This is a genomic window from Bergeyella cardium (assembly GCF_009914665.1).
In the GTDB taxonomy this organism is placed as follows: Bacteria; Bacteroidota; Bacteroidia; order Flavobacteriales; family Weeksellaceae; genus Bergeyella_A; species Bergeyella_A cardium.
Genome location: NZ_CP029149.1, coordinates 1,988,748 through 2,014,799, shown reverse-complemented (window position 1 = coordinate 2,014,799; position 26,052 = coordinate 1,988,748). Strand labels below are relative to the sequence as shown.

General features: G+C 40.6%; 25 protein-coding genes, 2 tRNA genes and 1 other RNA gene. 19 read left to right on the top strand and 9 right to left on the bottom strand.

Going from position 1 to position 26,052, the window contains the following annotated elements:
• Positions 1–90 precede the first annotated feature (90 nt).
• From trxA to DBX24_RS09185, 7 genes are all read left to right on the top strand, one after another.
• Positions 91–408: a thioredoxin gene (gene trxA / locus DBX24_RS09215; RefSeq protein WP_120488931.1), complete on the top strand. Its 318-nt coding sequence runs from the start codon at positions 91–93 to the stop codon at positions 406–408.
• A 135-nt stretch (positions 409–543) separates the two neighbouring features.
• A tRNA-Asp gene (locus tag DBX24_RS09210) sits at positions 544–617 on the top strand.
• A gap of 29 nt (positions 618–646) precedes the next feature.
• Positions 647–720 (top strand) — tRNA-Asp (locus tag DBX24_RS09205).
• 130 nt (positions 721–850) lie between these two features.
• Complete coding sequence (pruA, locus tag DBX24_RS09200) at positions 851–2,476, top strand: L-glutamate gamma-semialdehyde dehydrogenase (RefSeq protein WP_120488932.1); 1,626 nt, start codon at positions 851–853, stop codon at positions 2,474–2,476.
• 127 nt (positions 2,477–2,603) lie between these two features.
• Positions 2,604–2,981, top strand: coding sequence for a large conductance mechanosensitive channel protein MscL (gene mscL / locus DBX24_RS09195; RefSeq protein WP_120488933.1), 378 nt, complete (start codon positions 2,604–2,606; stop codon positions 2,979–2,981).
• 60 nt (positions 2,982–3,041) lie between these two features.
• A complete protein-coding gene (tsaE, locus tag DBX24_RS09190; protein WP_120488934.1) occupies positions 3,042–3,449 on the top strand; it encodes a tRNA (adenosine(37)-N6)-threonylcarbamoyltransferase complex ATPase subunit type 1 TsaE in 408 nt (135 codons plus the stop codon).
• A gap of 110 nt (positions 3,450–3,559) precedes the next feature.
• Positions 3,560–4,744 carry a sigma-54-dependent transcriptional regulator gene (locus DBX24_RS09185; RefSeq protein WP_120489692.1) on the top strand — a complete coding sequence of 395 codons (1,185 nt, stop codon included), beginning with the start codon at positions 3,560–3,562 and terminating at the stop codon, positions 4,742–4,744.
• A 70-nt stretch (positions 4,745–4,814) separates the two neighbouring features.
• Here DBX24_RS09185 and DBX24_RS09180 read toward each other — a convergent pair whose 3' ends face one another.
• Together DBX24_RS09180 and DBX24_RS09175 are read right to left on the bottom strand one after the other, a co-directional pair.
• Positions 4,815–5,225 carry a type II toxin-antitoxin system HicB family antitoxin gene (locus DBX24_RS09180; RefSeq protein WP_160224653.1) on the bottom strand — a complete coding sequence of 137 codons (411 nt, stop codon included), beginning with the start codon at positions 5,223–5,225 and terminating at the stop codon, positions 4,815–4,817.
• 42 nt (positions 5,226–5,267) lie between these two features.
• Positions 5,268–5,450 carry a type II toxin-antitoxin system HicA family toxin gene (locus DBX24_RS09175; RefSeq protein WP_120488936.1) on the bottom strand — a complete coding sequence of 61 codons (183 nt, stop codon included), beginning with the start codon at positions 5,448–5,450 and terminating at the stop codon, positions 5,268–5,270.
• Positions 5,451–5,752: 302 nt separating this feature from the next.
• Here DBX24_RS09175 and DBX24_RS09170 point away from each other — a divergent pair, with 302 nt between their 5' ends.
• The 9 genes from DBX24_RS09170 (at position 5,753) to map (ending at position 17,566) form a co-directional block, all read left to right on the top strand.
• Positions 5,753–7,117 carry an MATE family efflux transporter gene (locus tag DBX24_RS09170; RefSeq protein WP_120488937.1) on the top strand — a complete coding sequence of 455 codons (1,365 nt, stop codon included), beginning with the start codon at positions 5,753–5,755 and terminating at the stop codon, positions 7,115–7,117.
• A 425-nt stretch (positions 7,118–7,542) separates the two neighbouring features.
• Positions 7,543–9,393, top strand: a complete 1,851-nt coding sequence (locus DBX24_RS09165; RefSeq protein ID WP_160224652.1) for a DNA topoisomerase IV subunit B — start codon at positions 7,543–7,545, stop codon at positions 9,391–9,393.
• Between the two features lie 35 nt (positions 9,394–9,428).
• Positions 9,429–9,977 (top strand): hypothetical protein, encoded by a 549-nt coding sequence (locus DBX24_RS09160; protein WP_160224651.1) that lies wholly within the window; start codon positions 9,429–9,431, stop codon positions 9,975–9,977.
• 5 nt (positions 9,978–9,982) lie between these two features.
• A complete protein-coding gene (locus DBX24_RS09155) occupies positions 9,983–11,272 on the top strand; it encodes a TIGR00341 family protein (RefSeq protein ID WP_160224650.1) in 1,290 nt (429 codons plus the stop codon).
• Complete coding sequence (locus tag DBX24_RS09150) at positions 11,273–13,852, top strand: DNA gyrase/topoisomerase IV subunit A (RefSeq protein WP_160224649.1); 2,580 nt, start codon at positions 11,273–11,275, stop codon at positions 13,850–13,852. It begins immediately after the preceding gene.
• A 539-nt stretch (positions 13,853–14,391) separates the two neighbouring features.
• Positions 14,392–15,030 carry a rhomboid family intramembrane serine protease gene (locus tag DBX24_RS09145; RefSeq protein WP_160224648.1) on the top strand — a complete coding sequence of 213 codons (639 nt, stop codon included), beginning with the start codon at positions 14,392–14,394 and terminating at the stop codon, positions 15,028–15,030.
• Positions 15,027–16,286: a CinA family nicotinamide mononucleotide deamidase-related protein gene (locus DBX24_RS09140; protein WP_160224647.1), complete on the top strand. Its 1,260-nt coding sequence runs from the start codon at positions 15,027–15,029 to the stop codon at positions 16,284–16,286. Before DBX24_RS09145 ends, DBX24_RS09140 begins: the two co-directional genes overlap by 4 nt.
• Before the next feature lie 30 nt (positions 16,287–16,316).
• Complete coding sequence (locus DBX24_RS09135; protein WP_120489693.1) at positions 16,317–16,748, top strand: BT0820 family HAD-type phosphatase; 432 nt, start codon at positions 16,317–16,319, stop codon at positions 16,746–16,748.
• Positions 16,749–16,756: 8 nt separating this feature from the next.
• Positions 16,757–17,566: a type I methionyl aminopeptidase gene (map, locus tag DBX24_RS09130; protein WP_120488944.1), complete on the top strand. Its 810-nt coding sequence runs from the start codon at positions 16,757–16,759 to the stop codon at positions 17,564–17,566.
• Positions 17,567–17,733: 167 nt separating this feature from the next.
• On the opposite strand, the gene DBX24_RS09125 is transcribed toward map, so the two are convergent.
• Together DBX24_RS09125 and DBX24_RS09120 are read right to left on the bottom strand one after the other, a co-directional pair.
• Complete coding sequence (locus tag DBX24_RS09125; RefSeq protein ID WP_185123856.1) at positions 17,734–19,401, bottom strand: MBOAT family O-acyltransferase; 1,668 nt, start codon at positions 19,399–19,401, stop codon at positions 17,734–17,736.
• A 21-nt stretch (positions 19,402–19,422) separates the two neighbouring features.
• Entirely contained in the window at positions 19,423–20,763 is a 1,341-nt protein-coding gene (locus DBX24_RS09120) for an SGNH/GDSL hydrolase family protein (protein WP_120488945.1), read from the bottom strand.
• A 393-nt stretch (positions 20,764–21,156) separates the two neighbouring features.
• On the opposite strand from DBX24_RS09120, the gene ssrA reads away from it, so the two are divergent.
• Positions 21,157–21,556: a transfer-messenger RNA gene (gene ssrA, locus DBX24_RS09115) on the top strand.
• Positions 21,557–21,642: 86 nt separating this feature from the next.
• Here ssrA and moaA read toward each other — a convergent pair.
• The 5 genes from moaA to DBX24_RS09525 are packed head-to-tail and all read right to left on the bottom strand — an operon-like array spanning position 21,643 to position 25,008.
• A complete protein-coding gene (gene moaA / locus DBX24_RS09110; RefSeq protein ID WP_160224646.1) occupies positions 21,643–22,635 on the bottom strand; it encodes a GTP 3',8-cyclase MoaA in 993 nt (330 codons plus the stop codon).
• Positions 22,625–22,924: a C4-dicarboxylate ABC transporter permease gene (locus DBX24_RS09105; RefSeq protein WP_120488947.1), complete on the bottom strand. Its 300-nt coding sequence runs from the start codon at positions 22,922–22,924 to the stop codon at positions 22,625–22,627. Before DBX24_RS09105 ends, moaA begins: the two co-directional genes overlap by 11 nt.
• Before the next feature lie 17 nt (positions 22,925–22,941).
• Entirely contained in the window at positions 22,942–23,472 is a 531-nt protein-coding gene (locus DBX24_RS09100; protein WP_120488948.1) for a QcrA and Rieske domain-containing protein, read from the bottom strand.
• 19 nt (positions 23,473–23,491) lie between these two features.
• Entirely contained in the window at positions 23,492–24,067 is a 576-nt protein-coding gene (locus tag DBX24_RS09095; protein ID WP_120488949.1) for a 4Fe-4S dicluster domain-containing protein, read from the bottom strand.
• A gap of 56 nt (positions 24,068–24,123) precedes the next feature.
• Positions 24,124–25,008 carry a molybdopterin oxidoreductase family protein gene (locus DBX24_RS09525; RefSeq protein ID WP_245957175.1) on the bottom strand — a complete coding sequence of 295 codons (885 nt, stop codon included), beginning with the start codon at positions 25,006–25,008 and terminating at the stop codon, positions 24,124–24,126.
• Positions 25,009–25,077: 69 nt separating this feature from the next.
• On the opposite strand from DBX24_RS09525, the gene DBX24_RS09085 reads away from it, so the two are divergent.
• Entirely contained in the window at positions 25,078–25,263 is a 186-nt protein-coding gene (locus DBX24_RS09085) for an ABC transporter permease (RefSeq protein ID WP_260392816.1), read from the top strand.
• Between the two features lie 4 nt (positions 25,264–25,267).
• The gene (locus DBX24_RS09080) at positions 25,268–25,882 is read left to right on the top strand and encodes an ATP-binding cassette domain-containing protein (RefSeq protein WP_120488950.1); all 615 of its coding nucleotides are present in this window, start codon (positions 25,268–25,270) and stop codon (positions 25,880–25,882) included.
• Positions 25,883–26,052: the final 170 nt, after the last annotated feature.

The window sequence follows — 26,052 nt, the reverse complement described above, 5'->3', positions numbered from 1 at the left end:
ATGAAAACAATGTTTCAGATAGATGTAGAAAAAGATAATTGTGTATTATTTTACTACATTTGCAAAGTTAAAATAAGAAAAGAATAAATTATGGCATTAGAAATTACAGACAGCAGTTTCAAAGAATTAGTTTTAGATTCTGATAAGCCCGTATTGGTAGATTTTTGGGCAGTATGGTGTGGGCCTTGCCAAATGCTTGCTCCTGTTATTGATGAACTCTCTCAGGACTTTGAAGGTAAAGCAGTAGTAGGCAAGGTAGATGTAGATAACAACCAAGAGGTATCCGTACAATATGGAATCAGGAATATCCCTACGCTTCTTATTTTTAAAAATGGGGAAGTAGTAGATAAAATCGTGGGTGTAAATCCTAAATCTGTTATAGCAGAGAAATTATCTGCACATTTATAGGAAAAAAACACTATTGAAAATCAATACCCTTTTATCCAAAGGGTATTTTTTTTGGAAAAAAGTTTTGGAGGTTTGCAGAAAAACTATACTTTTGCACTCGTCAAAAAGGAACAACGCTCTTTATTAACACTAATTGATCCGGTAGTTCAGCTGGTTAGAATGCCGCCCTGTCACGGCGGAGGTCGCGGGTTCGAGTCCCGTCCGGATCGCAGAAATAGATTTTTCTCATAAGTTTATTGATCCGGTAGTTCAGCTGGTTAGAATGCCGCCCTGTCACGGCGGAGGTCGCGGGTTCGAGTCCCGTCCGGATCGCAGAATCTCACTAATGATTTAGTGAGATTTTTTGTTTTTTAATCCTACAAAAAGAAATTTTATTCTTTCGTTTTAAAATCTTAAATTTGGGCAAAATTTAATTATTCAAATACATTAAAAAAAGAAAAATATGTCAAAAGCAATTTCACAAGTTCCTATTGCGATTAATGAGCCAGTAAGAACTTACGAACCAGGAAGCCCAGAGGTAAAAAACCTTATTTCCACTTACCAAAAAATGTGGAATGAGAAAGTAGAAATCCCAATGATTATCGGTGGAAAAGAAGTAAAATCTGATGAAAAAGTAAGATTAGAATCTCCACAAGACCACCAGCACGATTTGGGATTTTTTTATAGAGGTAATGCAAGCCATATAGACCAAGCTATTGAAGCTGCTTTGGCTGCAAAACCGAAGTGGAATGCTCTCGGTTGGGAGCAGAGAATTTCTATTTTCCTTAAAGCGGCTGACCTTATTGCTGGCCCTTACAGAGATAGAATAAATGCAGCTACAATGATCGGGCAGTCTAAGAATGTGCACCAGGCAGAGATAGATTCCGCTTGTGAGCTTATAGACTTCCTTAGATTTAATGCAGAATTTATGACGGAAATGTACTCCGAGCAGCCGGTTTCAGATAACGGAATCTGGAATAGAGTAGAGTACAGACCACTTGAAGGTTTCTGTTTTGCGCTTACTCCGTTTAACTTTACTGCTATCGCGGGCAACCTCCCTTCTTGTATGGCGATGCTTGGGAATGTAGTCGTTTGGAAGGCTTCCGATAAGCAAATCTATGCAGCAAGTGTCATTATGGAGGTATTCAAAGAAGCGGGACTTCCAGATGGGGTGATCAACCTCGTGTTCTCACCAGGTAAGGAAACAGCAGATAAGGTTCTTACTCACCCAGATTTCGCGGGCTTGCATTTTACAGGCTCTACCGCAGTATTCCAAAGTATGTGGAAGAAAATAGGAGAGAATATTCATAACTATAAATCTTATCCGAGAATTGTAGGTGAAACGGGGGGTAAAGACTTCGTTATCGCTCACACTTCTGCGGATGTAGATGCCGTAGCTACTGCATTGGTAAGAGGTGCGTTTGAGTATCAAGGTCAGAAATGCTCTGCAGCTTCCAGAGCTTATATCCCTCAATCTCTTTGGGCAAAAGTAAAAGAAGCCTTAGCAGCTCAGCTCAGAACGGTTAAAGTAGGTACGCCAGAAGACCCATCCAACTTCGTAAATGCGGTGATCGACAAGGCATCTTTCGAGAAATGCAAGGGGTATATAGACAGAGCAAATGCCTCTTCTGATGCAAAAGTAATCTTCGGAGGTAAGTGCGATGGCAGTAAAGGCTGGTTCGTGGAGCCTACCATCATCGAAACAACCAACCCAAAATACGAGAGTATGGTAGAAGAAATCTTTGGCCCAATCCTCACCATCTATGTTTATGAAGATGAAAAGTGGACTGAAACGCTCAAATTGGTAGATACCACTTCTCCTTATTCATTAACGGGGTCTGTATTCGCGAGGGACAGATATGTGATAGATGAGGCTTTCAAGGCATTAGAAAACGCTTCGGGTAATTTCTATATTAATGACAAACCAACGGGTGCTGTTGTGGGTCAGCAGCCATTCGGTGGCGGTAGAGCGTCTGGAACCAATGACAAAGCAGGCTCTAAGATGAACCTACTCAGATGGGTTTCCGTTCGTTCGATTAAAGAGACTTTCGTAAGCCCTAAGGACTATAAATATCCTTATTTAGGCTAATATAAACGCGAATAATCTTAAAAGGTGGAGATCTAATCTCCGCCTTTTTTGTTGGATAAATAGAGATTATCTATTGTCAGTTTTAAAATTAAACTCATACTTTTGTCCATCAAAATAGTTAAAAATTATGAGTTTGATTAAAGAATTTAAAGCATTTGCATTCAAGGGAAATGTGATTGATTTGGCTGTCGGTGTCATCATCGGGGCAGCATTTGGTAAGATTGTATCCTCGCTGGTAGATGATGTCATCACGCCGCTGCTACTCAACCCCGTATTAAAAGCAGCGGGAGCGGATAATATTGCAAAACTCTCTTGGAATGGAGTTACTTACGGCAACTTCCTTTCATCGGTTATCAGCTTCTTTTGTATTGCGCTCGTTCTTTTTTGGTTGATAAAAGGAGCGAATAAGCTGAACAAAAAACCAGAGGAAGCACCCGCGCCACCAGCTGGTCCTACGCAGGAGGAGCTCCTTGCAGAAATCAGGGATTTGCTCAAAAACAAATAAGAATCTCACGACCGCTGAAAGGCGGTTTTTTTATTTATATTTGGCGCTTTAATTTTTCGTATGGAGTTTAAAATACACCGATTAGAGGAGTGGAATGAGGTGATAGATGCCCTCCTCCCGCATATAAAGCACAATATTCTCCTGATGAGGGGAAATCTCGGAGCGGGGAAGACTACCTTTACGCAGTTTTTACTAAAGAAGCTCGGTAGCGCAGATGAAGTCTCCTCGCCCACTTATGCTATCGTAAATGAGTATCATTCCCCGAGAGGCAGGGTTAATCACTTCGATTTGTACAGGATGAAGTCCATAGAAGAGGTTTATGATATAGGCATAGAGGAATATCTTGATAATGCTTTTCTGAACATTATCGAGTGGGCAGAGATTTATGAGCCCGCGCTCGAAGGTATCCCTTATCATAGCCTCAGCATAGAGGTGGAGGAGGGCGTGCGCAGGGTGGTTTTTGAATAACCCCGAGCCATAATCTTCTAAAAACTTATTAAATTTTATCAATATGCCGCCAAAGGAATGATTTTTGCCTCTGGGCAGTGCATTATAAAAACAGAAAAATTAATCAAGTTATGTCTCAAAAGGTTCTTATCGTAGAAGATGAAAAAACGATTTCTGGGGTGCTTCATAGCATCCTTTCGGATGAGCTTCCAGAGTATGATTTCACCATTGCCGAAGATGGCCTCGAAGGTTTAAAGAGGGTAGAAAAAGAGGAGTTCAGCTTAGTGATTTCGGATATTAAAATGCCTAAACTTTCGGGTTCAGACTTTCTCAAACAGAGCTTAAGCATTAATCCAGACCTTACTTTTATAATGATTTCCGGGCACGCAGATATAGATACTGCGGTTTCCTGCTTAAAGGAGGGTGCGTATGATTTTATCTCAAAACCGATAGACATCAACAGGCTGCTGACGAGTGTGAGGAATGCTCTGGACAAAGGAAACTTGAAGAAAGAGAATAAAACCCTCCAAAGCGAGAATAAAACCTTAAAGAAGAAAGTCAATAAGAAATACCAGATGATTGGCGAGAGCGAGCCCCTGAAAAAAATACAGCAGATGATAGATAAAGTTGCTGCATCGGATGCAAGGGTGCTCATCACAGGTCCCAACGGAGCAGGGAAGGAGCTGGTAGCCCACGCGATTCATTCCCAGAGCGAGCGCTCCAAAGGTCCTATAGTGGAGGTGAATTGTGCAGCCATCCCTTCCGAGCTTATCGAGTCTGAGCTTTTCGGGCATATAAAGGGCTCTTTCACTGGCGCTATAAAAGATAAATCTGGGAAGTTTGAGCAAGCAAATGAGGGCACTATTTTCCTCGATGAAATAGGGGATATGAGTCTTATAGCCCAAGCGAAAGTCCTCCGAGCTTTGCAAGAAAATAAGGTTTCTCCTGTGGGCAGCGATAAGGAGATTAAAGTTAATGTTCGCGTACTGGCAGCGACCAACAAGGATATGAAAAAGGAAATTGCCGAAGGGCGTTTCCGTGAGGACCTATACCATAGAATTTCGGTAATAGAAATCTATGTACCTCCATTGGACGAAAGAAAAGAGGACATACCACTTCTCGTAGAGCATTTTGCGAAACTCATTGCAGATGAGCAAGGAAATACCCCGAAAAAATTTTCTAAAGAGGCGATAAAAAAACTTCAATCTTTTTCGTGGACGGGCAATATCCGAGAGCTGAGAAATGTGGTAGAAAGGCTTATCATCCTCGGTGGGAACCCTATCTCAGAAGAAGATGTGGTAGCGTTTGTTCGTTAAGTATTTTTTAGAAAAAACATTTTGCCCTGCATATAGTGCAGGGCAAAATGTTTAAAAAAAAAGAGGGGGATTAGAGTAGCCTTACTTCTACAAGTTCTTTTCCGATATTCCGAATACCTTCCTGTATTTCATAAAGCCTTTTTTCGGAGGCTTTAGTCTTTCCTGTAGCGTATTTTCTCATCATTACAGGGCTTATTTTTAATCGTCTTGCCAGTTCTGATAAATTAATCTCGGGGAGTTGTTTGCATATTCCGTTAAGTTCAATTTCATATACGAATTCTACTCCTTTTTTATATTTTTTTACGAAGCCTAAATCACCATCTTTTTCGCATTCCTCTAAATGAAAATCAAAGGCATCTTGTAAATTTTTTTTCATTTCATCAAAAGTATTCCCATCAGCTACTACAATACCTTCTATGTTTTCAGTATTTGCCCAATAAACTCCATTTTCTTTACGAACGGTTACTTTTATCTTTCTCATTTTTTTATTTTTTTTCTAATAATAATTTAATAAACAACGGTTCTATTTCAGTCCTGCCTGTTTTAAAATTGCATTTATAGTCCCTTGGGGTAAATCTTTTTTAGGGTGAGGTATCGTTACTTTACCTTTTTTAGTTTGGTGCTTAAAATGATGATGGCTTCCTTTAACATTAACCAAATACCATCCGTCATCTTCTATAACCCTAATTAGCTCTGTACTACTCATTGGGTATTGTTTTAGTATTGCAAATGTAGGTAACTTTTTTGTACCCCAAAATATTTTAATCAGTATTTTATGTAATATTAATATTATTGATTTAAAGATATTTTATAACAATCCTTCTAAGATTAAGAAGAGGTATATTCCTTCTTTCTCCCTTCTTTCTCTCTGCATTGTCCTTTGCTGTATTTTGGAGGTTATCTTTTATTCCCATCTTATTTTATAGAATAAATTTATAATATTCATTGTTTTTTTTACGATTGTAATACTAAAAAGTTTGAGCTACTTTTGCCGCAAATTTTTAGTTAATGTCTTTTTTAAATCCCGTTTATACAAAACAAACATTAAAACTCGCTATACCTGTAATGCTTACTCAACTGGGGCAGGCTTCTGTAAATTTATTTGATAATATTATTGTGGGGCGCTTGTTAGGAGCTAATGCCCTTGCTTCGGTTTCGCTTGGGAACTCGGTTTTTTTTAGTGTTTTTGTTTTTGCATTGGGGATTTCACTTGCGATTCCACCCCTCGTGTCGGAAGCGAATTCGCAGAACAATCATTCGCAAATCAATAAGGTTTTTAGCCACGGTTTTGTGATTAATTTGGCTATCGGTATTCTTCTCGCCGCATTATTGCTGCTGATTTCTCCCCTGATGAAATACGCCCAACAGCCACCAGAAATCATTCCCGATGCTATGCGGTTTTTAAACATTATGGCGATAAGCATTATCCCCTTTATGATTTTTCAAACGATGAGGGAGGTATCAGAGGGGTTGTCCTATACCATTGGTGTTACGGTGGCTACAGTAGCGGCAAACCTCATTAATATCGCACTTAATTATACCTTTATCGAGGGGCTCTTCGGTATTACTCCTATGGGCGTAGCAGGTTCGGCGTATGCCACCCTGATTTCAAGGTTTTTCATCATCATTTTTCTCTATTTTATAATGAGGCGAGAGTCTAAAACTCAAAAATATTTAAAGGAATTTAGCCTTAAACTCGAGATTTTCTCAAAAGAAATGTTTCGTAAGATGCTCAAAATAGGTGTGCCCATCGCTTTTCAACTTTTCTTTGAGGTAAGTACCTTCGCTGGGGCATCGTTTATATGCGGACTGGTTTCTGCTACCGATGTAGCAGCACACCAAGTAGCGATGACAATGGTCTCCTTCACCTATAACCTTTGTGTAGGTTTCAGCGTGGCTTCCACTATTATGGTGGGCAATAAGTTTGGCGAGAGAGATTTCTTAGGTGCTCGGAAGATCGGTGTTAATAATATAAAAATCGCCTTTATATTTATGAGCCTCTGCTGTTTGATTTTTATCTTGGGCAAAGACATCCTGCCGACTTTCTATACCAAACCTGGTGAGACCAATGTCGTGGTGCTTGCTTCTATGCTGCTCATCATTGCCTCACTTTTCCAGTTGTCAGACGGCATCCAAGTCGTAGCGCTCGGTAGTCTTCGCGGGCTTCAAGATGTGAAAATCCCGAGTATTTTCACTTTCATCGCCTATTGGGTCATCACCATTCCGCTCGGGTACTATCTCTGCTATGTGCGAGGGATGGGCGCCGTAGGGATGTGGATAGCTTTTGGTGTGGGGCTCACCATCTCCGCCGTTCTGCTCGTTCGCCGCTTTCTGATTCTTACTTCTCGCTCTGATTTTGCGAGCGCTTCTTAACCGAAGAAGGCTACATCTTTTTTACTCATTATGATGAATGGCAAATAGCCTCCTCCCCCCTTCGGAGGCTCTATTTATCGTAATATAAGCCTATATTTTATAGATAAATTTTAATGAACAAAAAAAATGGAAATCTCTTTTCAGGTTGTTTGTAATCAATTTCACGTGAAATTCATCTTGCGCAACTTGTTTGAGACTACTTTCACATGAAATTTTTCTTACGCAATATGCGCAAGATTAATTTCTTAAACACTTATAACTATTCAGGTTATTTTATTATTAATTCCTCAAAGAAATAGTGATAAACGATAAATATTATCAATCGGTTTACTAATAGCTATTTACCAAAAGCCCGCAGCTCATCAATTGTCTATTACAATCGTTTTATTTACTTTTGTGCAATTCAGTTTTAAGATTTCATCTTTATGAGCACAAAAGAGCAGACAAATTATTCGGAAGAAAATATTCGTACACTGGAGTGGCAGGAGCATGTGCGGCTACGACCAGGGATGTACATCGGGAAATTGGGCGATGGCTCTTCGGCAGACGATGGAATCTACATACTGCTGAAAGAAGTCATCGATAATTCGATTGACGAATTCCGAATGAAAGCTGGAAAGAGAATAGAAATAAAGCTGGATGAGGATAAAATCACTGTACGAGACTACGGAAGAGGTATCCCGCTCGGGAAGGTAGTAGATGTGGTCTCCAAAATGAATACAGGAGGGAAGTACGACTCTAAGGCATTCAAAAAATCAGTGGGGCTAAACGGGGTAGGTACAAAGGCGGTGAATGCGCTCTCGACCTACTTTAAGGTGAAGTCTGTAAGAGAGGGGCAAACGAAATCTGCCGAGTTCTCAAAGGGTAACCTCACAGAGGATTTCCCTACCGCTGAAACCAATGAAAAGAACGGTACGGAGATTAGTTTCGTACCCGATGCCGAGATTTTCGTGAATTATAAATTCCGAAATGAGTACATCGAACGAATGCTGAGAAATTATGCTTATCTGAACCCTGGTCTTAAAATTATTTTCAATGGAGAGGCTTATTATTCGGAAGAGGGGCTAAAAGATTTGCTAACGGAGGAGATCGGCGAGGAGATTCTCTACCCAATCATCCACCTAAAAGGGGAAGACATAGAGGTTGCGATTACCCATTCTGATAAATCACAATCCGAGACCTATTTTTCCTTCGTCAATGGGCAGAATACTACCCAAGGCGGTACGCATCTCAACGCCTTTCGTGAGGCTTATGTAAAAACGATTCGTGAGTTCTTTAATAAAAATTTTGATGCTTCGGATGTGAGGAAATCCATCATTGCAGCGATCTCTGTAAATGTAGAAGAGCCTGTTTTTGAATCTCAGACCAAAACGAAGCTCGGCTCTAATGAGATGGCGCCTGGTGGCACAAGCGTGAGGTCATTCGTTATTGATTTTCTAAAAAAAGAGTTAGACAATTTCCTCCATAAAAACCCTGAAATAGCAGAAGCCATCAACAGGAAAATCCTGATCTCCGAAAGGGAAAGAAAGGAGCTCTCGGGCATACAGAAATTAGCTCGGGAGAGAGCAAAAAAGGTCTCTCTTCATAATAAAAAACTGCGCGACTGCCGACAGCATTACAACGACCAAAAAGCACAGAGGAAATCCGAAACACAAATCTTCATCACTGAGGGTGATTCTGCTTCTGGCTCCATTACCAAGTCCAGAGATGTAGAAACTCAGGCGGTTTTCTCGCTAAAAGGTAAGCCGCTAAACTGCTACGGACTGACCAAAAAAGTAGTCTATGAGAATGAAGAGTTCAACCTCTTGCAGGCAGCGCTCAACATAGAAAACAGTCTGGAAGACCTCAGATACAACCAAGTTATCATCGCTACCGATGCCGATGTAGATGGTATGCACATTCGCCTGCTGATGATTACTTTCTTCCTTCAATTTTTCCCTGATGTGATAAAAAATGGGCATCTCTACATCTTGCAGACGCCGCTTTTCAGAGTGAGAAATAAAAAAGAAACCCGCTACTGCTATACCGAAGAAGAGCGGATAAAAGCCCTCAGCGAGCTTGGGAAAAATCCAGAAATCACGAGGTTTAAAGGGCTTGGAGAGATATCACCAGACGAGTTTAAACATTTCATCGGAAAGGATATCCGCCTCGAGCCTGTAGTCATTGGTAAAGACCAGACCATAGACCAACTATTGGAATTCTATATGGGGAAAAATACACCCGATAGGCAGTCCTTTATCTTGGAAAATTTAGTGGTAGAAGAAGCACTGAGCTAATTCTACCATCAATCTTTATAAAAAACACAACACAGATGAGATTAAGTAACAGAAAAAAAGAACCATTGTATAATTTTATTAATACACTGGTGATATTTTCTTTCGCGATGAGTATTCTGATATTCTTTGCAGATAGGTTTGAGCTCCATACCCTCGGGTGGAAAGCTAGCCTCTTCCTGCTTATTAATATCGTGGCCTTTGGGCTGCACTTCATCCGAAGAAAACAGATTTTTGAGTACGACAGCGATGGCGAAGCTCTCAATTTCAGAAATTACAGCATAATTCCTTTTTTAGGAAGAGAAGCAAGAGATGAATTTCCTAAATACAAACTGATTTCTTTTGATATTACTGATGCTGTTCTGTTCAAAAGACTTCACATAAAAATAACGAGCAGAAAGAAAAATGAAATTGTCCTAAAATACGATATTTCTTACCTTACAAGCAGTGAAATAAGGGATTTGAAACTTTCTTTACAACGAACAATAAAAGCCAATAAAGAAAATAAAGAAAATAAAGAAAATAAAGAAAATAAAGAAAATAAAGAAAATAAAGAAAATAAAGAAAATACAGATAACGAAAAATAGATAGTATGAAACGACATAATTTATTTAACTTACACGAAGGAGAAGAGAAACAAGACAAGGTTTTACAAGATGTCTTAAAAAACATTTCATTCAAAGGGGCTAATCTTTGGATTTTGGCATGTGCTATATTCATTGCATCTATTGGTCTGAATGTCAATTCCACAGCTGTGATTATCGGCGCCATGCTGATTTCTCCACTTATGGGACCTATCGTAGGAATTGGGGTTGCCCTTGCCATTTATGATTTAACTCTTCTAAAAAAATCAGGAAAAAACCTACTTACGGCTACTATCGTGAGTCTTTTAGTCTCTGCGATTTACTTTACTCTCAGTCCCTTTAAAGAGGCTCAATCTGAGATTTTGGCCAGAACATCACCTAATATTTATGATGTTTTAATTGCTTTCATTGGTGGAATTGTAGGAGTAATTTCCATCACCCGTGTAGAAAAAGGAAACCCTATCCCTGGGGTAGCTATTGCCACAGCGCTTATGCCGCCTCTTTGTACGGCAGGTTTTGGGCTGGCAACTTTCAATTTTAAGTTTTTTGCTGGAGCCTTGTATTTATATTCTATCAACTGCTTCTTCATCGCCATTGCTACATTTACTATTGTTAAATTCCTTAAATACAAACCTGTTTCTACTCAGGACGAAAAATTTGACAGAAAAGTAAAATATTCCATTTACATTTTGTTTACTATTATGATTGTTCCAAGTATTTTCTTGGCTTACCGTCTCATTAGTGATAATAAATATACTAAAAATGTAGAAAATTTCATCAAAAATGAATTTACAGACAAAGGGCACACGGTGATTTATAAGAAAATAAACAAAAATGAAACACCAAAAACCATAGAATTGGTTTTACTAAACCAGCGAATGGACAGCATTGAAATTCAAGCGCTTAACAAAAAACTTGCCGACAGCTACGAAATCAAGGATACAAAACTCCTGATAAAAAATAATTCATCTAATCTAAAAAGTGAAATTTTAGCTGAAATCAACAAGCAGAACAAGGATTTCTCTGAAAAAGATATCATCATCCAAAATCTTACTTCGGAACTGAATGAATACAAATTTGATGACCGACAGCTCATCAAAGAACTCAGAATCATTTTCCCAGAGGTAGAAAACATATCTATCGGAAAACTAAACAGTTACGAAAAAGATTCGCGTAAACAGGAAAATACTGTCATCTACCAAATCAAAGAAAAAGAGAAGCTGGATGAAGAAAAGCTGAAAAAATGGCTTCAAACCAAGTTAAACGACCAAAATATCAGACTGATAAACACAAAATAAATGCAAGAAAACGAACATAAAGAAGAAACTTTAAAAAAAATATCTGGGCTTTATCAAGATTGGTTTCTTGATTACGCCTCTTATGTGATTTTAGACCGTGCCATTCCATCTGTTTATGATGGTTTTAAGCCCGTTCAGCGCCGTATCATGCACTCTATGCGCGAGCTGGAAGACGGCAGATACAATAAAGTTGCAAATATCGTCGGTAATACGATGAAGTATCACCCTCACGGGGATGCTTCCATCACCGATGCTATGGTGCAGATTGGTCAAAAGGAACTGCTGATAGATACCCAAGGGAACTGGGGAAATATCTACACTGGAGATTCGGCAGCTGCAGCCCGATATATAGAAGCTCGTCTCACGCCTTTTGCATTGGAAGTGGTCTTCAATCCAAAAACAACCGAATGGGTAAAATCCTACGACGGGCGAAATAATGAGCCCGTAGATTTACCTGTAAAATTCCCTCTTTTGCTCGCTCAGGGAGTGGAGGGCATTGGGGTAGGACTTTCTACAAAAATTCTCCCGCATAATTTTAATGAGCTCATCAATGCGTCGGTTGCCTATCTCAAAGGGAAGAGTTTTGAGCTGTTTCCAGACTTTCAAACGGCGGGTCTTTTGGATGTCTCTGAGTATAATGACGGTAAGCGCGGAGGCAAAGTAAGAGTCCGTGCCAAGATTACCCAGCAGGATAAGCATACGCTCATCATCTCCGAACTGCCGTTCTCCAAAACCACAGGCGATTTAATAGACTCCATTATAAAGGCAAATGAGAAGGGGAAAATCAAAATAAAAAAGATAGAAGATAATACATCGGATAAGGTGGAGATTATCATCCATTTGCACAATGATGTCTCTCCAGATAAGATGATAGATGCGCTCTACGCCTTTACGGACTGCCAGGTAACCCTTTCGCCTAATGCCTGCGTTATTATCGGGGATAAACCTGTCTTCACCTCCGTTTCGGAAATCCTGAAATTGAATACCGACCACACGGTTTCACTCCTCAAAAAAGAATTGGAAATAGAACTCGGAGAGCTACAAGAGAGCTGGCATTTTGCATCACTCGAAAGAATCTTTATCGAGAACAGAATCTATCACGATATAGAAGAAGTAAAGAGCTGGGAAGAGGTGCTCACCACCATAGACAATGGACTAAAACCACACACTGGGCACCTCCTCCGCAAGGTTACCACAGAGGATATCATCAAGTTGACAGAGATTCGCATTAAGAGAATTTCACGATTTGATTTGGATAAGTTCAGAGAAAACATCGCAGCACTTGAAGACAAGATAGAGAAAGCAAAATACAACCTCGAGCACCTTGTGCAGTACGCCATAGACTATTACCTCAGCATACAGAAGAAATTCGGAAAGGAAAGGGAGCGCAGAACCGAGCTAAGGATTTTTGACACCATAGATGCCACAAAAGTAGCCGTAGCCAATATTAAATTCTATGCCAACTATTCCGAAGGCTTCGTTGGAACAGCGTTGAGAAAAGATGATTACTTGTTCGATTGCTCAGATATAGACGACATCATCGTCTTCCGAAAAGATGGCACAATGCAGGTAGTAAAAGTAGATCAGAAAACCTTCGTCGGTAAGGATATTCTCTTTGTCGGAATATGGAAGAAGAACGACTCCCGCACCGTTTATAATATGATTTACCGTGAGGGAAAGCTCGGTCCGTACTATATGAAGCGCTTCTCCGTAACCTCCATTACACGAAATACCGAATATCCTTTAGCATCGGATAAAAAGGGTTCCGAAGTCTTGTATTTCTCTGCAAACCCCAATGGAGAAGCCGAGATTGTAAGCGTCATTCTCAAGCCTAATGCAAGGATTCGCAAGCAACGATTGGAGATAGACTTCTCCGAGCTTGCCATAAAGGGGCGAAACTCAAGAGGCAATCTCGTAACCAAATATGCCATTAAGAAAATCGATTTAAAGGAAGAGGGAATCTCCACCCTTGCCCCGAGAAAAATATGGTTTGATGATACCGTGCGAAGGCTCAATGCCGATGGTAGAGGTACCCTGCTCGGTACTTTTAAAGGGCAAGATAAAATCCTTAGCATTACCTCCAAAGGCGAAGCCAAGCTCCTGAGCTTTGACCTGAGTAATCGCTTTGATGATGAGTACCTCATCCTCGAAAAATGGAAACCACAGCAGCCCATCTCCTGCATCTACTATGATGGCGAGAAGAAAATCTATTTCATCAAGCGCTTCCTGCTGGAGAACACCCCCAACCTCCAAACCTTTATGCCGAGCGAGCATCCTAAGTCTTTCATCGAGTTTGTAGGCACTTCCGATGGTTGCACAGCGGAGATTATCTTCGCTAAGGATAAATCGGGCAAGGAAAAAGACCCCGAAACCGTGAACATAGACGACTTCATTGCCATAAAAGGGATTAAAGCCATAGGCAATCAGTTCGTCAAGGACAAGATAAAATCCATCAACATCAATATCCCAGAACCCGATGAGGAAGACCTCCTTACAGAGGACGAAACCTCCCCTCATTCTTCAGATGAAATCCCCGAAGAAGGCATTATAGGCGAACTGTTTGATGAGCCCACACCGTAGCCGGTGAGGCAACCACAGCGTGGCAGGCAATTAGACTGTAGCCGGTGAGGCACTTTTTTTACAAAAGTCCATCCGAGCGCTCGGACAGCTCAGCGGAGAGTTTTTAACCCTTTTTTTTATCATAAATTGCACGCAAAACAATCATCAAAAACCCCTATACACCGTAGTTTAAAGCATATTTTTCAGGAAATTTCCCGAACGAGCTCGCGGAGAGACTTTCGCCATCAGGAAATTGCTTGCCCGAGCGCACGGACAGAAAATTTCCTAAAATTAGTTGGAAAAATTGCTCCCCACGCTAGTGGGTTTCCTGAAATTAGTTGGAAAAAATTGCCTGCCGTGCTACGGCTAAGTTCCTCAGCTGGAAGCTGTACCCCCACGCTAGTGGCTAAGTGCGCCACCTGCAAGTCTATATACACATCTACTCTTTCTACTCTGTAGCTTCACGCTAGTGGCTAAGTGCACCACCTGCAAGGTGTGCTAACGAGTGCCAATTGCTTTAGAATTCCTTACTTTTGCGCAGTTTTAAAAGAATAATGCGTATGACTTTAGCGGGATTGGTAATTATAGCCATTACGGCGATTTTTTCTTACAGAGGTTTTAATGAACCCTTGTTTTTTGAGCAGTATAAGTTTAGCGTAGGGGCTATTCGCCAGAAGCGGGAGTATTACAGGCTTATCAGCTCGGGATTTCTCCACGCTGACTGGATGCACTTTATATTTAATATGCTCTCGCTTTACTTCTTCCAAGGGATTGTGAGCGCTGCATTCGGAGCGGGTGGCTTCCTCATTATTTATTTCGGTTCAATGCTCTTGGGGAATGCTTTCAGCCTGTTTTTATATAAGGATCAGCCTTGGTATTCCGCTATCGGTGCTTCGGGAGCGGTCTCTGGGGTTATTTTTGCTGCCATCGCCCTCAATCCAGATGGTATTAGTGTGAATTTTCTCCCTGGCTGGCTGTTTGGCACGCTCTATTTTTCCTACTCGGTTTATATGCTCCTCCGCCCAAAGCCTTGGGACAATCTGGGGCACTCCGCCCACTTGGGAGGTGCAGTCTTCGGACTGGTTTATATATTCATTGCAGCTACTCAATCGGCGATAGAGAATGGATTATACCTCATCATAATGCTTATCCCGATTCTCTACCTCGCCTATATCCTCTTTAAGAACAAACGAAGATGAGCAGACCAGTACAAGCCGTTATTATTTGCATAGGAGATGAGCTCCTTTCGGGAAATACTCTCGATACGAATTCTCATTATATAGCGAATGAATTGAGGGGCATCGGGATAGAAACCAAGCAAATCTATACCATATCCGATGAGGCTGAAATCATAGAAAAAACTTTGAAAGAAAGCCTTTCCCTCGCTGATATTATCATATCTACGGGAGGGCTCGGGCCGACCAAAGATGATAAAACATTAGAGGCATATTCCCGATTCTTCAATCGCAAGCTTGTTTTTAATGATGAGGTGTTTGCTCAGCTTAAAATATTCTTGGAAAAGAGAGGCAGAGCCGAGATTTTAGACCTTAATAGAAATCAGGCAATGGTTTTAGAGGGCGCCGAAGTCTTAAAGAATGAGCACGGCACTGCTCCCTGCCAGCTGATAGATGATAATGATAAGCTCATCTTCTGCCTGCCAGGCGTACCCTTTGAAGTAAAGCCTCTCATCAAAGAGAAAATCATCCCGCTTCTCAAATCTCGTTTTGGGCTGCATTCCATACTCACTGCCGTAGTTTCGGTTGTAGGAATCCCCGAGAGTGCATTGTCCCACAAAATTGAAGACTGGGAAACCCACCTCCCCAAGAGCCTGTCCCTCTCATACCTTCCCGTAGGAAATAGGATAAAACTGCGAATTACAGCAAAAGGAAGCACAGAAATCGAGCTCCAAAAACAGCTCAAAATCGAAATACAGAAGCTGAAATCTCTGCTCGGCACCAGCATTATCTCTGAGGCTAATGACAGGATACAGGATATCGTAAAAGACCTCCTCATCTCAAGGAAAATGACCATTTCCACTGCCGAGAGCTGTACGGGAGGGGCGATCTCTAAACTGCTCACATCGGTTTCTGGCAGCTCGGCTTATTTCGCTGGTGGCGTTTGTACCTACTCCCCCGAGATGAAGGCGAAAATACTCGGTGTAGCGCCTTCCATTATAGAGAAGCATACGGTGGTTTCGGCTGAAGTATCCCAAGCGATGGCAAAAGGCTGTCAGCAGCTCTTCGGCACTGATATTTCTGTATCCACCACAGGAGTTGCAGGTCCTAATACCGACCAGTACAATAATTCCATCGGTTTGGTCTATTATTCGGTAAGAATTGGTGAGAAAGAAAGCACACACAAGCTTTTTTTACCCCACTTGGAGCGGGAAGACTTCATTAATTTCGTCAGTGAAAAGGTCTTGCAAACAGTGGTAGAAGAAGTGCTTAAAAGTTAGTATATTTGCTTGCTCATTACAGAAAATATGATTAGAAGTAATAAAAAACTGGCTATTGATTTTGATGGTACCATCGTAGAAGATGCTTATCCAGCCATCGGAAAGCCCAAAATATTCGCATTTGAAACCCTTAAAAAATTACAGAGCGAAGGCTACAGACTCATTCTTTGGACTTACAGAAGTGGCAAAGCATTAGACGATGCAATTGATTTCTGTAAAAAGAATGGAGTAGAGTTCTACGCTGTAAATTCTTCCTTTGAAGGTGAGGTATTTGATGCCGAAACTCAATCTCGAAAAATAGACGCCGACCTCTTCATCGATGATAGAAACCTCGGAGGCTTCCCAGGCTGGGGAGAAATCTACAACATCATTAATGAGAAAATAGAATTCCGAGTAGAGGGGCGAGAGGTTCTCCCTTATTCCAAACTCAAAAAAGAAAAAAAGAAAGGATTTTTCTGGTAAAATAAACGATGATACAACTAAAAACATTAGAAGAGCTCTACCTCATTAGAGAATCTGCTCAGCTCGTCTCCAAAACACTGGGGATGCTCGCAAAAGAAATAAAACCTGGCGTTACTACGCTGCATCTCGATAATCTCGCCTACGAATTTATTAAAGACCACAATGCCGAACCAGGCTTCTTGGGCTTGTATGACTTCCCTAATACCCTTTGCATCTCTCCAAATGAAGAAGTAGTGCACGGGATTCCCAACAAAAAGCCCCTTGAGGAAGGAGACATCATCTCCGTAGATTGCGGTGTCTATAAAAATGGCTTTTATGGCGACCACGCTTATTCGTTTCAGGTAGGCGAGGTGAGCCCCGAAGTGAAAAAACTCCTCAAAATAACTAAGGAATCTCTCTACAAAGGTATAGAACAATGCATACGAGGCAAGCGGGTAGGGGATATTTCCTACGCTATACAGACCTATTGCGAGAAGGAAGGCTATGGGGTAGTTCGCGAGCTCGTGGGGCACGGTGTAGGTAGAAAAATGCACGAAGACCCTCAGGTGCCTAACTACGGCAAGCGAGGAAGTGGCAAAGTTCTGAAAGACGGTATCGTGCTCGCTATAGAACCTATGATTAATATGGGGACTGAGAAAGTTATTTTCCATCAAGATGGATGGACGGTTACCAGCCAGGACAATAGCCCTTCTGCGCACTTCGAGCATGATGTAGCAATCATCAAAGGAAAGCCCGTTCTCCTCTCCACATTTAAATATGTACACGAAGCGCTTGGTATTTCCTCCGATGAAGAAGAACCTTTCCAGTACGATTGGTAATGTTTGTATTTCATAATATTAATATTTATTTGTTAAACTTGAAATCCTCGTTTTAAACGAGGATTTCTTTTTTGTCTATAATAAACCAAAAGAAATCAAGGTGTATCATAATATTGAAACACCTTGATACTATTTTCTATATTTTTTATCTTAATAAAAACGATGCCTCAAAATTGCAGGTAGATAGGCATTACTTGTTCGGACGATTTAAAGAAACCGTAGAGGATGAGAAAGGCAAAGAAAATGAGGATATATAAGCCTAATGAGAACTTGTTTCGCTTTTCTACGAGTTTGTCTATAAAGTCATCCGGGATAAAGTGGATAAGCATTGCGAAAGCAATCATCCAAACCACATATTTGTAGTTTTCATAGAAGGGCATCCACACGCTGAAATCAAAGTTGAAAGCGATTTGCCGAATCATTGCCAGTGCGATATCAAAATCCTCAGCCTTAAAGAATATCCAGCAGAAGCAAGCGAAATGAAAGGTAAGAACAATCATTATGAAGTTATAGAGCTTGGAATTATTAAAGCGAGCAAATGCTTTCCCAGTCATCATCATCCATATTTTATGAATACCGAGCGCAATGCCGTGCAGTGCGCCCCAGATAATAAAATTCCAGCTTGCACCGTGCCAAAAACCGCCGAGGAGCATTGTGGTAAGGAGGTTAAAATTAGCTGCGATACCTTTATTATTTCCCTTTAAGAGCGGTGGGAGTACGAATATCATCAGCAAACCGAAAGTAATAAGCCCCGAGTAAAGATAAGACAGGCTAAAGAGATGGTTGAGCATCATAAAACTCCCGATGAGGAATAGAATAACGAAGAGGTAAGAGCCAAATGTAGCATTTCTATTCCCTCCCAGAGGGATGTAGAGGTAATCCTTTAGCCAAGAAGAGAGCGAGATATGCCACCTTCTCCAAAACTCTGTAATATTCGCACTTTGGTAAGGCGAGAGGAAGTTAGGCGGTATCTTGAAACCGAGCCAGAGAGCCATACCGATAGCCACATCGCTGTAGCCACTAAAATCGCAGTAGATGACCATTGCATAGCCGTAGAGGGCGATTAGATTTTCCAGACCTGTATGCAGTGAAGGGTTATCAAATATATAATCTACCAAGTTGAGGGTGATATAATCGGAGATGACCAATTTCTTTATTAACCCCGAGATAATGAGGTAGAAGCCTTTTGCAAATTCCTTCTCATTGATGTAATAAGGTTTATCCAGTTGTGGTACGAAGTCGTGCGCCCGTACGATAGGACCCATCATCAGCTTTGGGAAGAACGAAAGGAAGAGCAAATAATCTACAAACTTATGAGCAGGCTTAAAATCTCCTCTGTACACATCTATCGTATAGCTCAGGTTCTCAAAAGTGAAAAAAGAAATACCTATCGGCAGGAGGATATGGAGCGGATTAAAGCCTGTATTAAAAATCTCATTGGCAACCGAGATAAAGAAGTTGGTATATTTAAAGTAGAACAGCAGCCCGAGATTGATAACGATACTCACCACTAATGTAAGCGTCTTTGTCCGCTTTTCTTTGAGCTGGTATATCGCGTTTGACAGCAGATAATTGACCACCGCTGAGAGGATGACCAGCAGTACAAACGAGCCACTTGCCTTATAGAAAAAGTATAGAGAGAAGCAGGAGAATACATATTTCCTTGCTGTAGGCTTATGCCTCAGGAGGTAGAAGAGCAGGATAAATAGAAAGAAGAAATAGACGAAGAAGCCATTGTTAAAGAGCAGAGGGTTCTTGGGGTCGTAGAGAAACTGGCTGAAAAAAGCCTCTGCATTAAAGCTGTTGATAAGGTTTAGGAATATTGTAATAATCATTTTTCTATCGTGTGGTTAGGTTTATTTTTTCTTAGCTACATCTTTTTGGATTGCCTCAAAGAGCCTTTGTGCGAGGATTTCTGCCCCTTTGTGGTTGGGGTGTATATAGTCTTTATTGGCAAGTGCGGGTTTTTCATTTGCCCATTTCACTATTGAGTTTTCTCCGCCCATTGTCTCAAACTGATTATAGAAAGCGATTTTATTTTCAAAAGCCATCAGTGCTTGGGTCTCGATAAGGTTGGGTAATCCGATAGCTGTTTTAAACTCGCCATTGTACTTAAAAGCGCGGTCAGCCGAGCTGATGAGTAGAAATTCAGCCCCCTCAAAAGCGGTTTTCATCTTTGATAGGACTGGGGAAAACATCTTTGAGTAGAAGGAATAATCGGTGGTTTTTGGTTTAAAGAGTAGATTAACGCCGTACTGCAAGACGATGAGGTCGTATCTATTGTTTTTCTGTACCGAGCGCATAAAATCTTCATCAATTTTGTTCAGTTCTACGCCTGTAATCCCTCGGAAGGAGAAGTTATCCACAAAAATGCCACTCTCGCTCTCGAAACTAATACCGTACAGTGGTGTTTGAACATTATTCCCCGAGATTTTTATTCGGTTGGAGCTATCTTTCAGCAGCACTTTTCGGTTGAGCTTTTCGGTGGATGATAGCTGCACCGCTGCGCCATTTACCAGTACCTCTGATGCTGCACCACTACCAAAAATAAGGGCTTTTTCTGTGTTTGCTGAGTCCTTTATCGTGTTGTCGGTATAGCTCCCGGCACCTGTCCCTGTGTATTTATACCCCGAGATGTAGAGGTTTTGTGCGGCTTTATCCATAAAATTCGTCCCCTGCCAGCCTTTTACAGAAATCGTGGCCGACTGTCGGAAGCCCGCCACATTAGAATTAATTGGCAAGAAGCCCACGCCAGAGCCACCGTATTCCCCTTGTAGAAGAGCTCTCAGCGTCTGTGTCATCAGGTCACCTTCAATCATACTATCCCCGAAATAGGCAATCCGTATTTTCACTTTTTCTCCCTTTTTCAGTCGGTGTAGTTTCTCCGCAAACGAGGGTAGGGCAGGAGAGGAGCTCTCTCGGAAATCGGTAATCAAATTTCCTTTTCTGTAAAGTTCAAAATTCTCTTTTGCCTCGCTTTTCCCATTTTGAGAGGCGATTAATGAATCTTTTTTCTTTTTCAGCTCAGCGCTGGCGGTTGATTTTTTGCCATCAGACTTGATGAGTTCAGAGATGAGATTAACCTTATCAAATGGCTCCCAACTGAGGTTGAAAGCGGTGAAAATAACCGAAGCCACGAAATAGATAATCGTACAAATAGCGGTTAGCGATATAACCTTTTTATTAACATTTTTCAAGGTGATAAATCATTTTACTGCAAATTAACGATAAAATCTCTCTTTTATCCTAATAAATCCTAAAATAGCTTATAGATTTAGGATTTGTTTATAGTCCTAAACTAGAACGACAAGGTCAGAGACCCGAATAATAGGGTTAAAAACCCCGTCGTTGCGGTTAAAGACCCCGCCGACCCGGTTAAAAAGCCCGTTGACCTGGTTAGGAACCAGGAAAACGCGGTTAATAACCTAAAAATTGATAAAAAAAGTATGATTTTTTTATTAAAACAATAATTGAGGGCTGTTTAAAAGCCAGTAGTTAACTACCCAATTATACTGTGCTTGCTGTCTGTGATATCTTTCATTTTTGGGCTGAAAGGAAAAAAGCATTACTTTTGCGCTGATTTATCAATTGGGGTTGACTGGTTTCGACAGCAAGACCAATGGGTAAGTAAGCACGCAGAGAACCGTAGCGCGATCTCTATAATCCCTTGCTACAAATTTTAACTGGCAATGAAGAGTATGCTCTTGCTGCTTAATCTGAAGTATAGTAGGATAAGCGTTTTTCCCGAAGTAGAGTAAGGAAACAAGATGTCTCACGGAAGCTCCGTTCTGCGGCGTCCGAGTATGAGGCATAGGAAATGCAGAAATAAGCCTTTGGAGGCTTCGGCTAAAGGACGAAAACCCGAGAAGATAAGCTGTAAATTGAGTGTCTGTTCTCTGTTTGCAGACGAAAACTAAAAACAGAATAAGCGTGTAGAAAGCTTATGTATTGCTTGTTTGGACGAGGGTTCGAATCCCTCCAACTCCACAAAAACCTCCATAAACTAAATATTTACGGAGGTTTTATTTTTTTTAGCCTAATTAATATCTTAATTAGGTATAAAACATTCAATAGACCTAGCCGCCTATTTTTATCATACTTCTGTTGGCGAGTTTTTCTTCCTCTATGTTTTGTAGATGAATGAACTGTCCGCCTTTTTCTTTATGCTTTCGCCAGATACCTTCTTTTATGGCATTTTCAATGCTTTGCCCTTGGCGGTAGAGGGAAAGCAGATCAAATTCCTCTGCTCCGAAAAGACAGTTTTTCATTTTACCATCGCTGGTGAGTCGTATTCTGTTGCAACCCGCACAGAAGGAGTCCGTCATTGTAGAAATAAAGCCAAAGCTACCTTCGCTATCAATTCTCAGTTTGTATTTTTTTGAGGTATCGTTTTTAGCATCAAAGAGTTTAAGATAATCGTACTTCTCTCCAATGATGCTGAGCATTTTTCTAATGGGGAAAACCTTATTTCGCTCCCAAGAATTACCATTGAAAGGCATAAACTCTATGAAGCGCATTTCTATCGGGTAGCGATGAGAGAGCTCGGCTAATGGGAGGATATCATCTGTATTCACCCTATCTATGATAACCGCATTGAGCTTAATATTAAAGCCTTTTGAGATGCCTGTCAGTATATTTTCCCAGACTTTTGGGAGGGAATCTCGCTTGGTGAGTAGCTTGAATTTTTGACGATTGAGACTGTCTATACTGATATTGATATCTCTGATGTTTTTTTCTTCTAATAGGCTGAAATATCGGTCTAAAAGCACTCCATTAGTCGTGATAGCGATTTGAACATTGAGCTGAGAGAGGAGTTCTATGATTTGTTTAAAATCTTGTCTTACGAGGGGCTCACCACCCGTAATTCTTATTTTCTTAATTCCAAATTTTTCTACAAAGACTTTGGAGATATTGAAAATTTCTTCGGCGGACATAAGCTCTGCGATAGAGCTGCAACTGAAAGGCTCATCGGGCATACAGTATAGGCATCTAAAATTACAGCTATCTGTAATGGATAGCCGTAAGTAATCGTGTTTTCTACCGAAGGAATCTAATAAATCAATACTCATATTCTTCTTCTTTCTCGTCTCCTTTCATAATATTACCTGTTGGTATTCTAGGGATGTATCTTAAAAAGAAGACTAAGCACAGAAAAATAACTACAGAGCCAATTGCTGACCAAGTAGCAAACGGCTGTACTTCTATTTCTGTATTATATAGGTATAATGCCTTGTTAATCGTACCAAATAAAAGCCACATCTGGAGAGCGACGAACATAATATAAATTGCAATAACGAAGGTTAGCATTTCATTAATTCTGAATGTAACTTTCTTTATGGGTTTCTTTCTAATAGCCATAAGATTCAGTATTTATTTTATCCGTGATGTGCTTTGTGATGCTTTTTCTTTTGATAAGCATATTCTTCTACATAGATTCTGTTCTCTTTTACTACAACGCCCAGTTGCGGTAATGGTCTTGGTGGAGGTCCCTGTAAAACTTCTCCATTCTCTGGGTCAAAAAATCCGTGATGGCAAGGGCATTCTATAAGGTTTTCATCGTGTTTATAGATAACTCCACAAGAGAGGTGGGTACATTTTTGCTCGAAAACTTTCCATTTATCTTTTGCCATTCGAATGAGCATATAAGGGTTTCTGTGGTCTCCATCTATATAGAAGGTTTTTTGCTGCCCTACTTCCAGCTCATCAGTAAAGCAAACGAAATAATCTTTAATGACTTTTTTCTTATGGAAATAATTAAATACTGGAATGAAAACATTAGCAAAAGCCAACAATCCAGAGAATAAGGTTACGACTTTTACAAATTCTCTACGGGAGACATATCCTGCCTCTCTTTTCTTAATAGGGAAATCTGCTTTCCAATCAGGGATATTGTTATTATCAGACATTATTAATTGATTTTTATCATTAGAATACTTTTAATTCTTTACTGCCTTTCGGCATCATTATATTAACCTTAGTGGTTACGACTTCTTCACCGAATATAAAACGGTTAACGGGAGTACTGTTTGGCCTTTTCTTAGCTACATTTTCTCGGGTATCAAAGGTGAGCGCTCCACTTGGGCATACGGTAGCACACATTGGTTTAAGACCAATGCTTGTTCTATCGTAGCACATATTACACTTCATCATTAGCAGTGCATTCTGATCAGGGATTTGAGGTACTCCGAATGGGCAACTCATTACGCAGTTGGCACACCCAATACATTTAGAAACATCTGCAGAATGTACAATACCAAATTCATCTTTTGTGATAGCATCGGCGGGACATACATTTGCACAAATAGGGTCATCACAGTGCATACACACCTGAACCGTAGTTTGGATGGTTTCTGCTCTATCTACATAGTGTATGTGTATCATCGTAGTCTCCCCATTGGTCTCGCACTCGGCACAAGCCATTTCGCAAGAGTGGCAACCTATGCATCTCTGCATATCGAGGAAGAACTCCATATCATTAAACTTCTCGAACTGTTCTGCCATAACTTTTATAACTTCATATATCTTTATTACTGTTTAAATATCTTTTTGATTTGTATTTAATAGTGAATATCCCTACTTCTGTAAGCTAATTCAACGGACTCCTCTGCTCGCTTCCTGCCTGTTTTCTCTATTTTGCAGGCACAGACCTTAAACTCTGGCATTTTAGAGATTGGGTCTAATCCATCAAATCCTACGGTTAATTGATTCACTGCATTAACTCCTCCCCAGTGGTATGGGATAAAAATAGTATCTTTTCTTATGGTCTCCACGACATTGGCTGGGAATAAGGCTTCTCCTCTTCTGGTGATGACTTTAATTAAATCATCGGTCTCTATATTGTATTTAGCTGCCAGCTCAGGGTGGATTTCCATTAAGGGCTCAGGGTATATATCTACCAATTTTCCAATTCTCCTTGTTTGGGTTCCACTAAGGTATTGGCTTACTACTCGCCCAGTTGTTAATACGATAGGATATTCCTCATCAGGCTCTTCTACTGGGGTAATGTATGGAGTAGGGTTGAAGTGAGCCTTACCGTCATTGGTTTTAAATTTTCTATCCTCCCATAATCTCGGTGTACCAGGGTGGTCAAGGCTTGGGCAAGGCCAAAACATTCCCATATTTTTTTCTATTCTTTCGTAAGTAATTCCGTAATAATCGGCATAGCTCCCCCTAGTAATATGTCTTAATTCATTAAAGATGTCCTCAGATTTGGTATAGTTGAATTTATCTTCTACTCCTAATCTTCGTGCTAACTCCTTAAAGATATCAAGGTCTCTCATTGCATTTCCAGGAGGCTTTACAGCTCCAGTAATACGGATAACCCTACCTTCGGAGGAGGTAGTAGTTCCATCTTCCTCTTCTTGAAGAGACCCTGCCAATATGATATTTGCGTGGCGAAGAGTCTCGGATAAGAAGAAGTCTATACCAGCGTAGAACTCCAATTTTTCTAATGCACTTCCATTATCACGGGAATTGCACTTTCATTTGCGCACTGTATAGGCGAGTTTGGAGTGGTTATTATGGTCGGTGGGAATATTGCGAATGAAACCAGAATCGCTTCCGTAGCTATTTATGACCAGGTTCAGGCACTGAATTTTGAGGCAGCCAATCGCTATGCTTTCGTCCTTTTCATCTTCTCATTTCTTATCCTGCTTTTGATTTTCAGTATTAATAAAAAGTTCAAAATACAGTTCTAATCCTATGGAAATATCCATTAAACACCCTATTCTCACTTCCGAAGGAGAGAAATGCTTAGAGGTAGATGCTACGATTGATGAAGGGAGCTTTATAGGCGTATTCGGTAAGTCTGGAATAGGGAAAACTACTTTTTTTAAAATTCTTGCAGGCATTATACAGCCTGATTTCGGTCGGATATCCACCTCCCAAACCCTTCTCGATACTCAGCAAAACCTGTCATTACCACCGCAGAAAAGGGATATTTCGTTGATGTTTCAAGATTATGCCCTCTTTCCTAATATGACGGTAAAAGAAAATATCGCTTTTGCACAAAAGGTGAAAGATAAACCCTTTACCGATGAATTATTACAACGTTTTGAGCTCTCACCACTACAAAACCGATATCCTTACCAGCTCTCTGGTGGGCAGCAGCAGAGAGTAGCACTGGCTCGCACACTGGCACAAAAGGCAAAAATTATGCTTTTAGATGAGCCCCTCTCCGCCGTCGACAGGCAGATGAGACCAGTAATGATAGATACGATTTTTGAGCACTATAAGACCTACGAGCCAACGGTCTTTATCATCAGCCACGACCCCTCCGAATTTGAGAAACTGATCAGCGGTAGCATACAAATCTAAGATATTACCTAGACTTTATTTTATTCAATGAAAAGGATATTCCTATGTTTTCAGAAAATTTTTAATCTATTAGAGTAGCAGAATTATCATTTTTTTTTCTTTACTCCATTAGAACAGAATCATATAGTATGTTAGAGTCTATATTTATCCTTTTAAAGCTATATTGGAAA

Bases quoted from the DNA above. Each gene is read 5' to 3' on its own strand.
- DBX24_RS09080 (WP_120488950.1), top strand. From the start codon at position 25,268: ATGGAAATATCCATTAAACACCCTATTCTCACTTCCGAAGGAGAGAAA.
- DBX24_RS09155 (WP_160224650.1), top strand. From the start codon at position 9,983: ATGAAACGACATAATTTATTTAACTTACACGAAGGAGAAGAGAAACAA.
- DBX24_RS09165 (WP_160224652.1), top strand. From the start codon at position 7,543: ATGAGCACAAAAGAGCAGACAAATTATTCGGAAGAAAATATTCGTACA.
- DBX24_RS09140 (WP_160224647.1), top strand. From the start codon at position 15,027: ATGAGCAGACCAGTACAAGCCGTTATTATTTGCATAGGAGATGAGCTC.
- DBX24_RS09125 (WP_185123856.1), bottom strand. From the start codon at position 19,401: ATGATTATTACAATATTCCTAAACCTTATCAACAGCTTTAATGCAGAG.
- DBX24_RS09175 (WP_120488936.1), bottom strand. From the start codon at position 5,450: ATGAGTAGTACAGAGCTAATTAGGGTTATAGAAGATGACGGATGGTAT.
- trxA (WP_120488931.1), top strand. From the start codon at position 91: ATGGCATTAGAAATTACAGACAGCAGTTTCAAAGAATTAGTTTTAGAT.
- DBX24_RS09185 (WP_120489692.1), top strand. From the start codon at position 3,560: ATGTCTCAAAAGGTTCTTATCGTAGAAGATGAAAAAACGATTTCTGGG.
- DBX24_RS09170 (WP_120488937.1), top strand. From the start codon at position 5,753: ATGTCTTTTTTAAATCCCGTTTATACAAAACAAACATTAAAACTCGCT.
- pruA (WP_120488932.1), top strand. From the start codon at position 851: ATGTCAAAAGCAATTTCACAAGTTCCTATTGCGATTAATGAGCCAGTA.
- DBX24_RS09105 (WP_120488947.1), bottom strand. From the start codon at position 22,924: ATGGCTATTAGAAAGAAACCCATAAAGAAAGTTACATTCAGAATTAAT.
- mscL (WP_120488933.1), top strand. From the start codon at position 2,604: ATGAGTTTGATTAAAGAATTTAAAGCATTTGCATTCAAGGGAAATGTG.
- DBX24_RS09145 (WP_160224648.1), top strand. From the start codon at position 14,392: ATGACTTTAGCGGGATTGGTAATTATAGCCATTACGGCGATTTTTTCT.
- tsaE (WP_120488934.1), top strand. From the start codon at position 3,042: ATGGAGTTTAAAATACACCGATTAGAGGAGTGGAATGAGGTGATAGAT.
- DBX24_RS09095 (WP_120488949.1), bottom strand. From the start codon at position 24,067: ATGGCAGAACAGTTCGAGAAGTTTAATGATATGGAGTTCTTCCTCGAT.
- DBX24_RS09180 (WP_160224653.1), bottom strand. From the start codon at position 5,225: ATGAGAAAGATAAAAGTAACCGTTCGTAAAGAAAATGGAGTTTATTGG.
- moaA (WP_160224646.1), bottom strand. From the start codon at position 22,635: ATGAGTATTGATTTATTAGATTCCTTCGGTAGAAAACACGATTACTTA.
- DBX24_RS09160 (WP_160224651.1), top strand. From the start codon at position 9,429: ATGAGATTAAGTAACAGAAAAAAAGAACCATTGTATAATTTTATTAAT.
- DBX24_RS09100 (WP_120488948.1), bottom strand. From the start codon at position 23,472: ATGTCTGATAATAACAATATCCCTGATTGGAAAGCAGATTTCCCTATT.
- DBX24_RS09150 (WP_160224649.1), top strand. From the start codon at position 11,273: ATGCAAGAAAACGAACATAAAGAAGAAACTTTAAAAAAAATATCTGGG.
- map (WP_120488944.1), top strand. From the start codon at position 16,757: ATGATACAACTAAAAACATTAGAAGAGCTCTACCTCATTAGAGAATCT.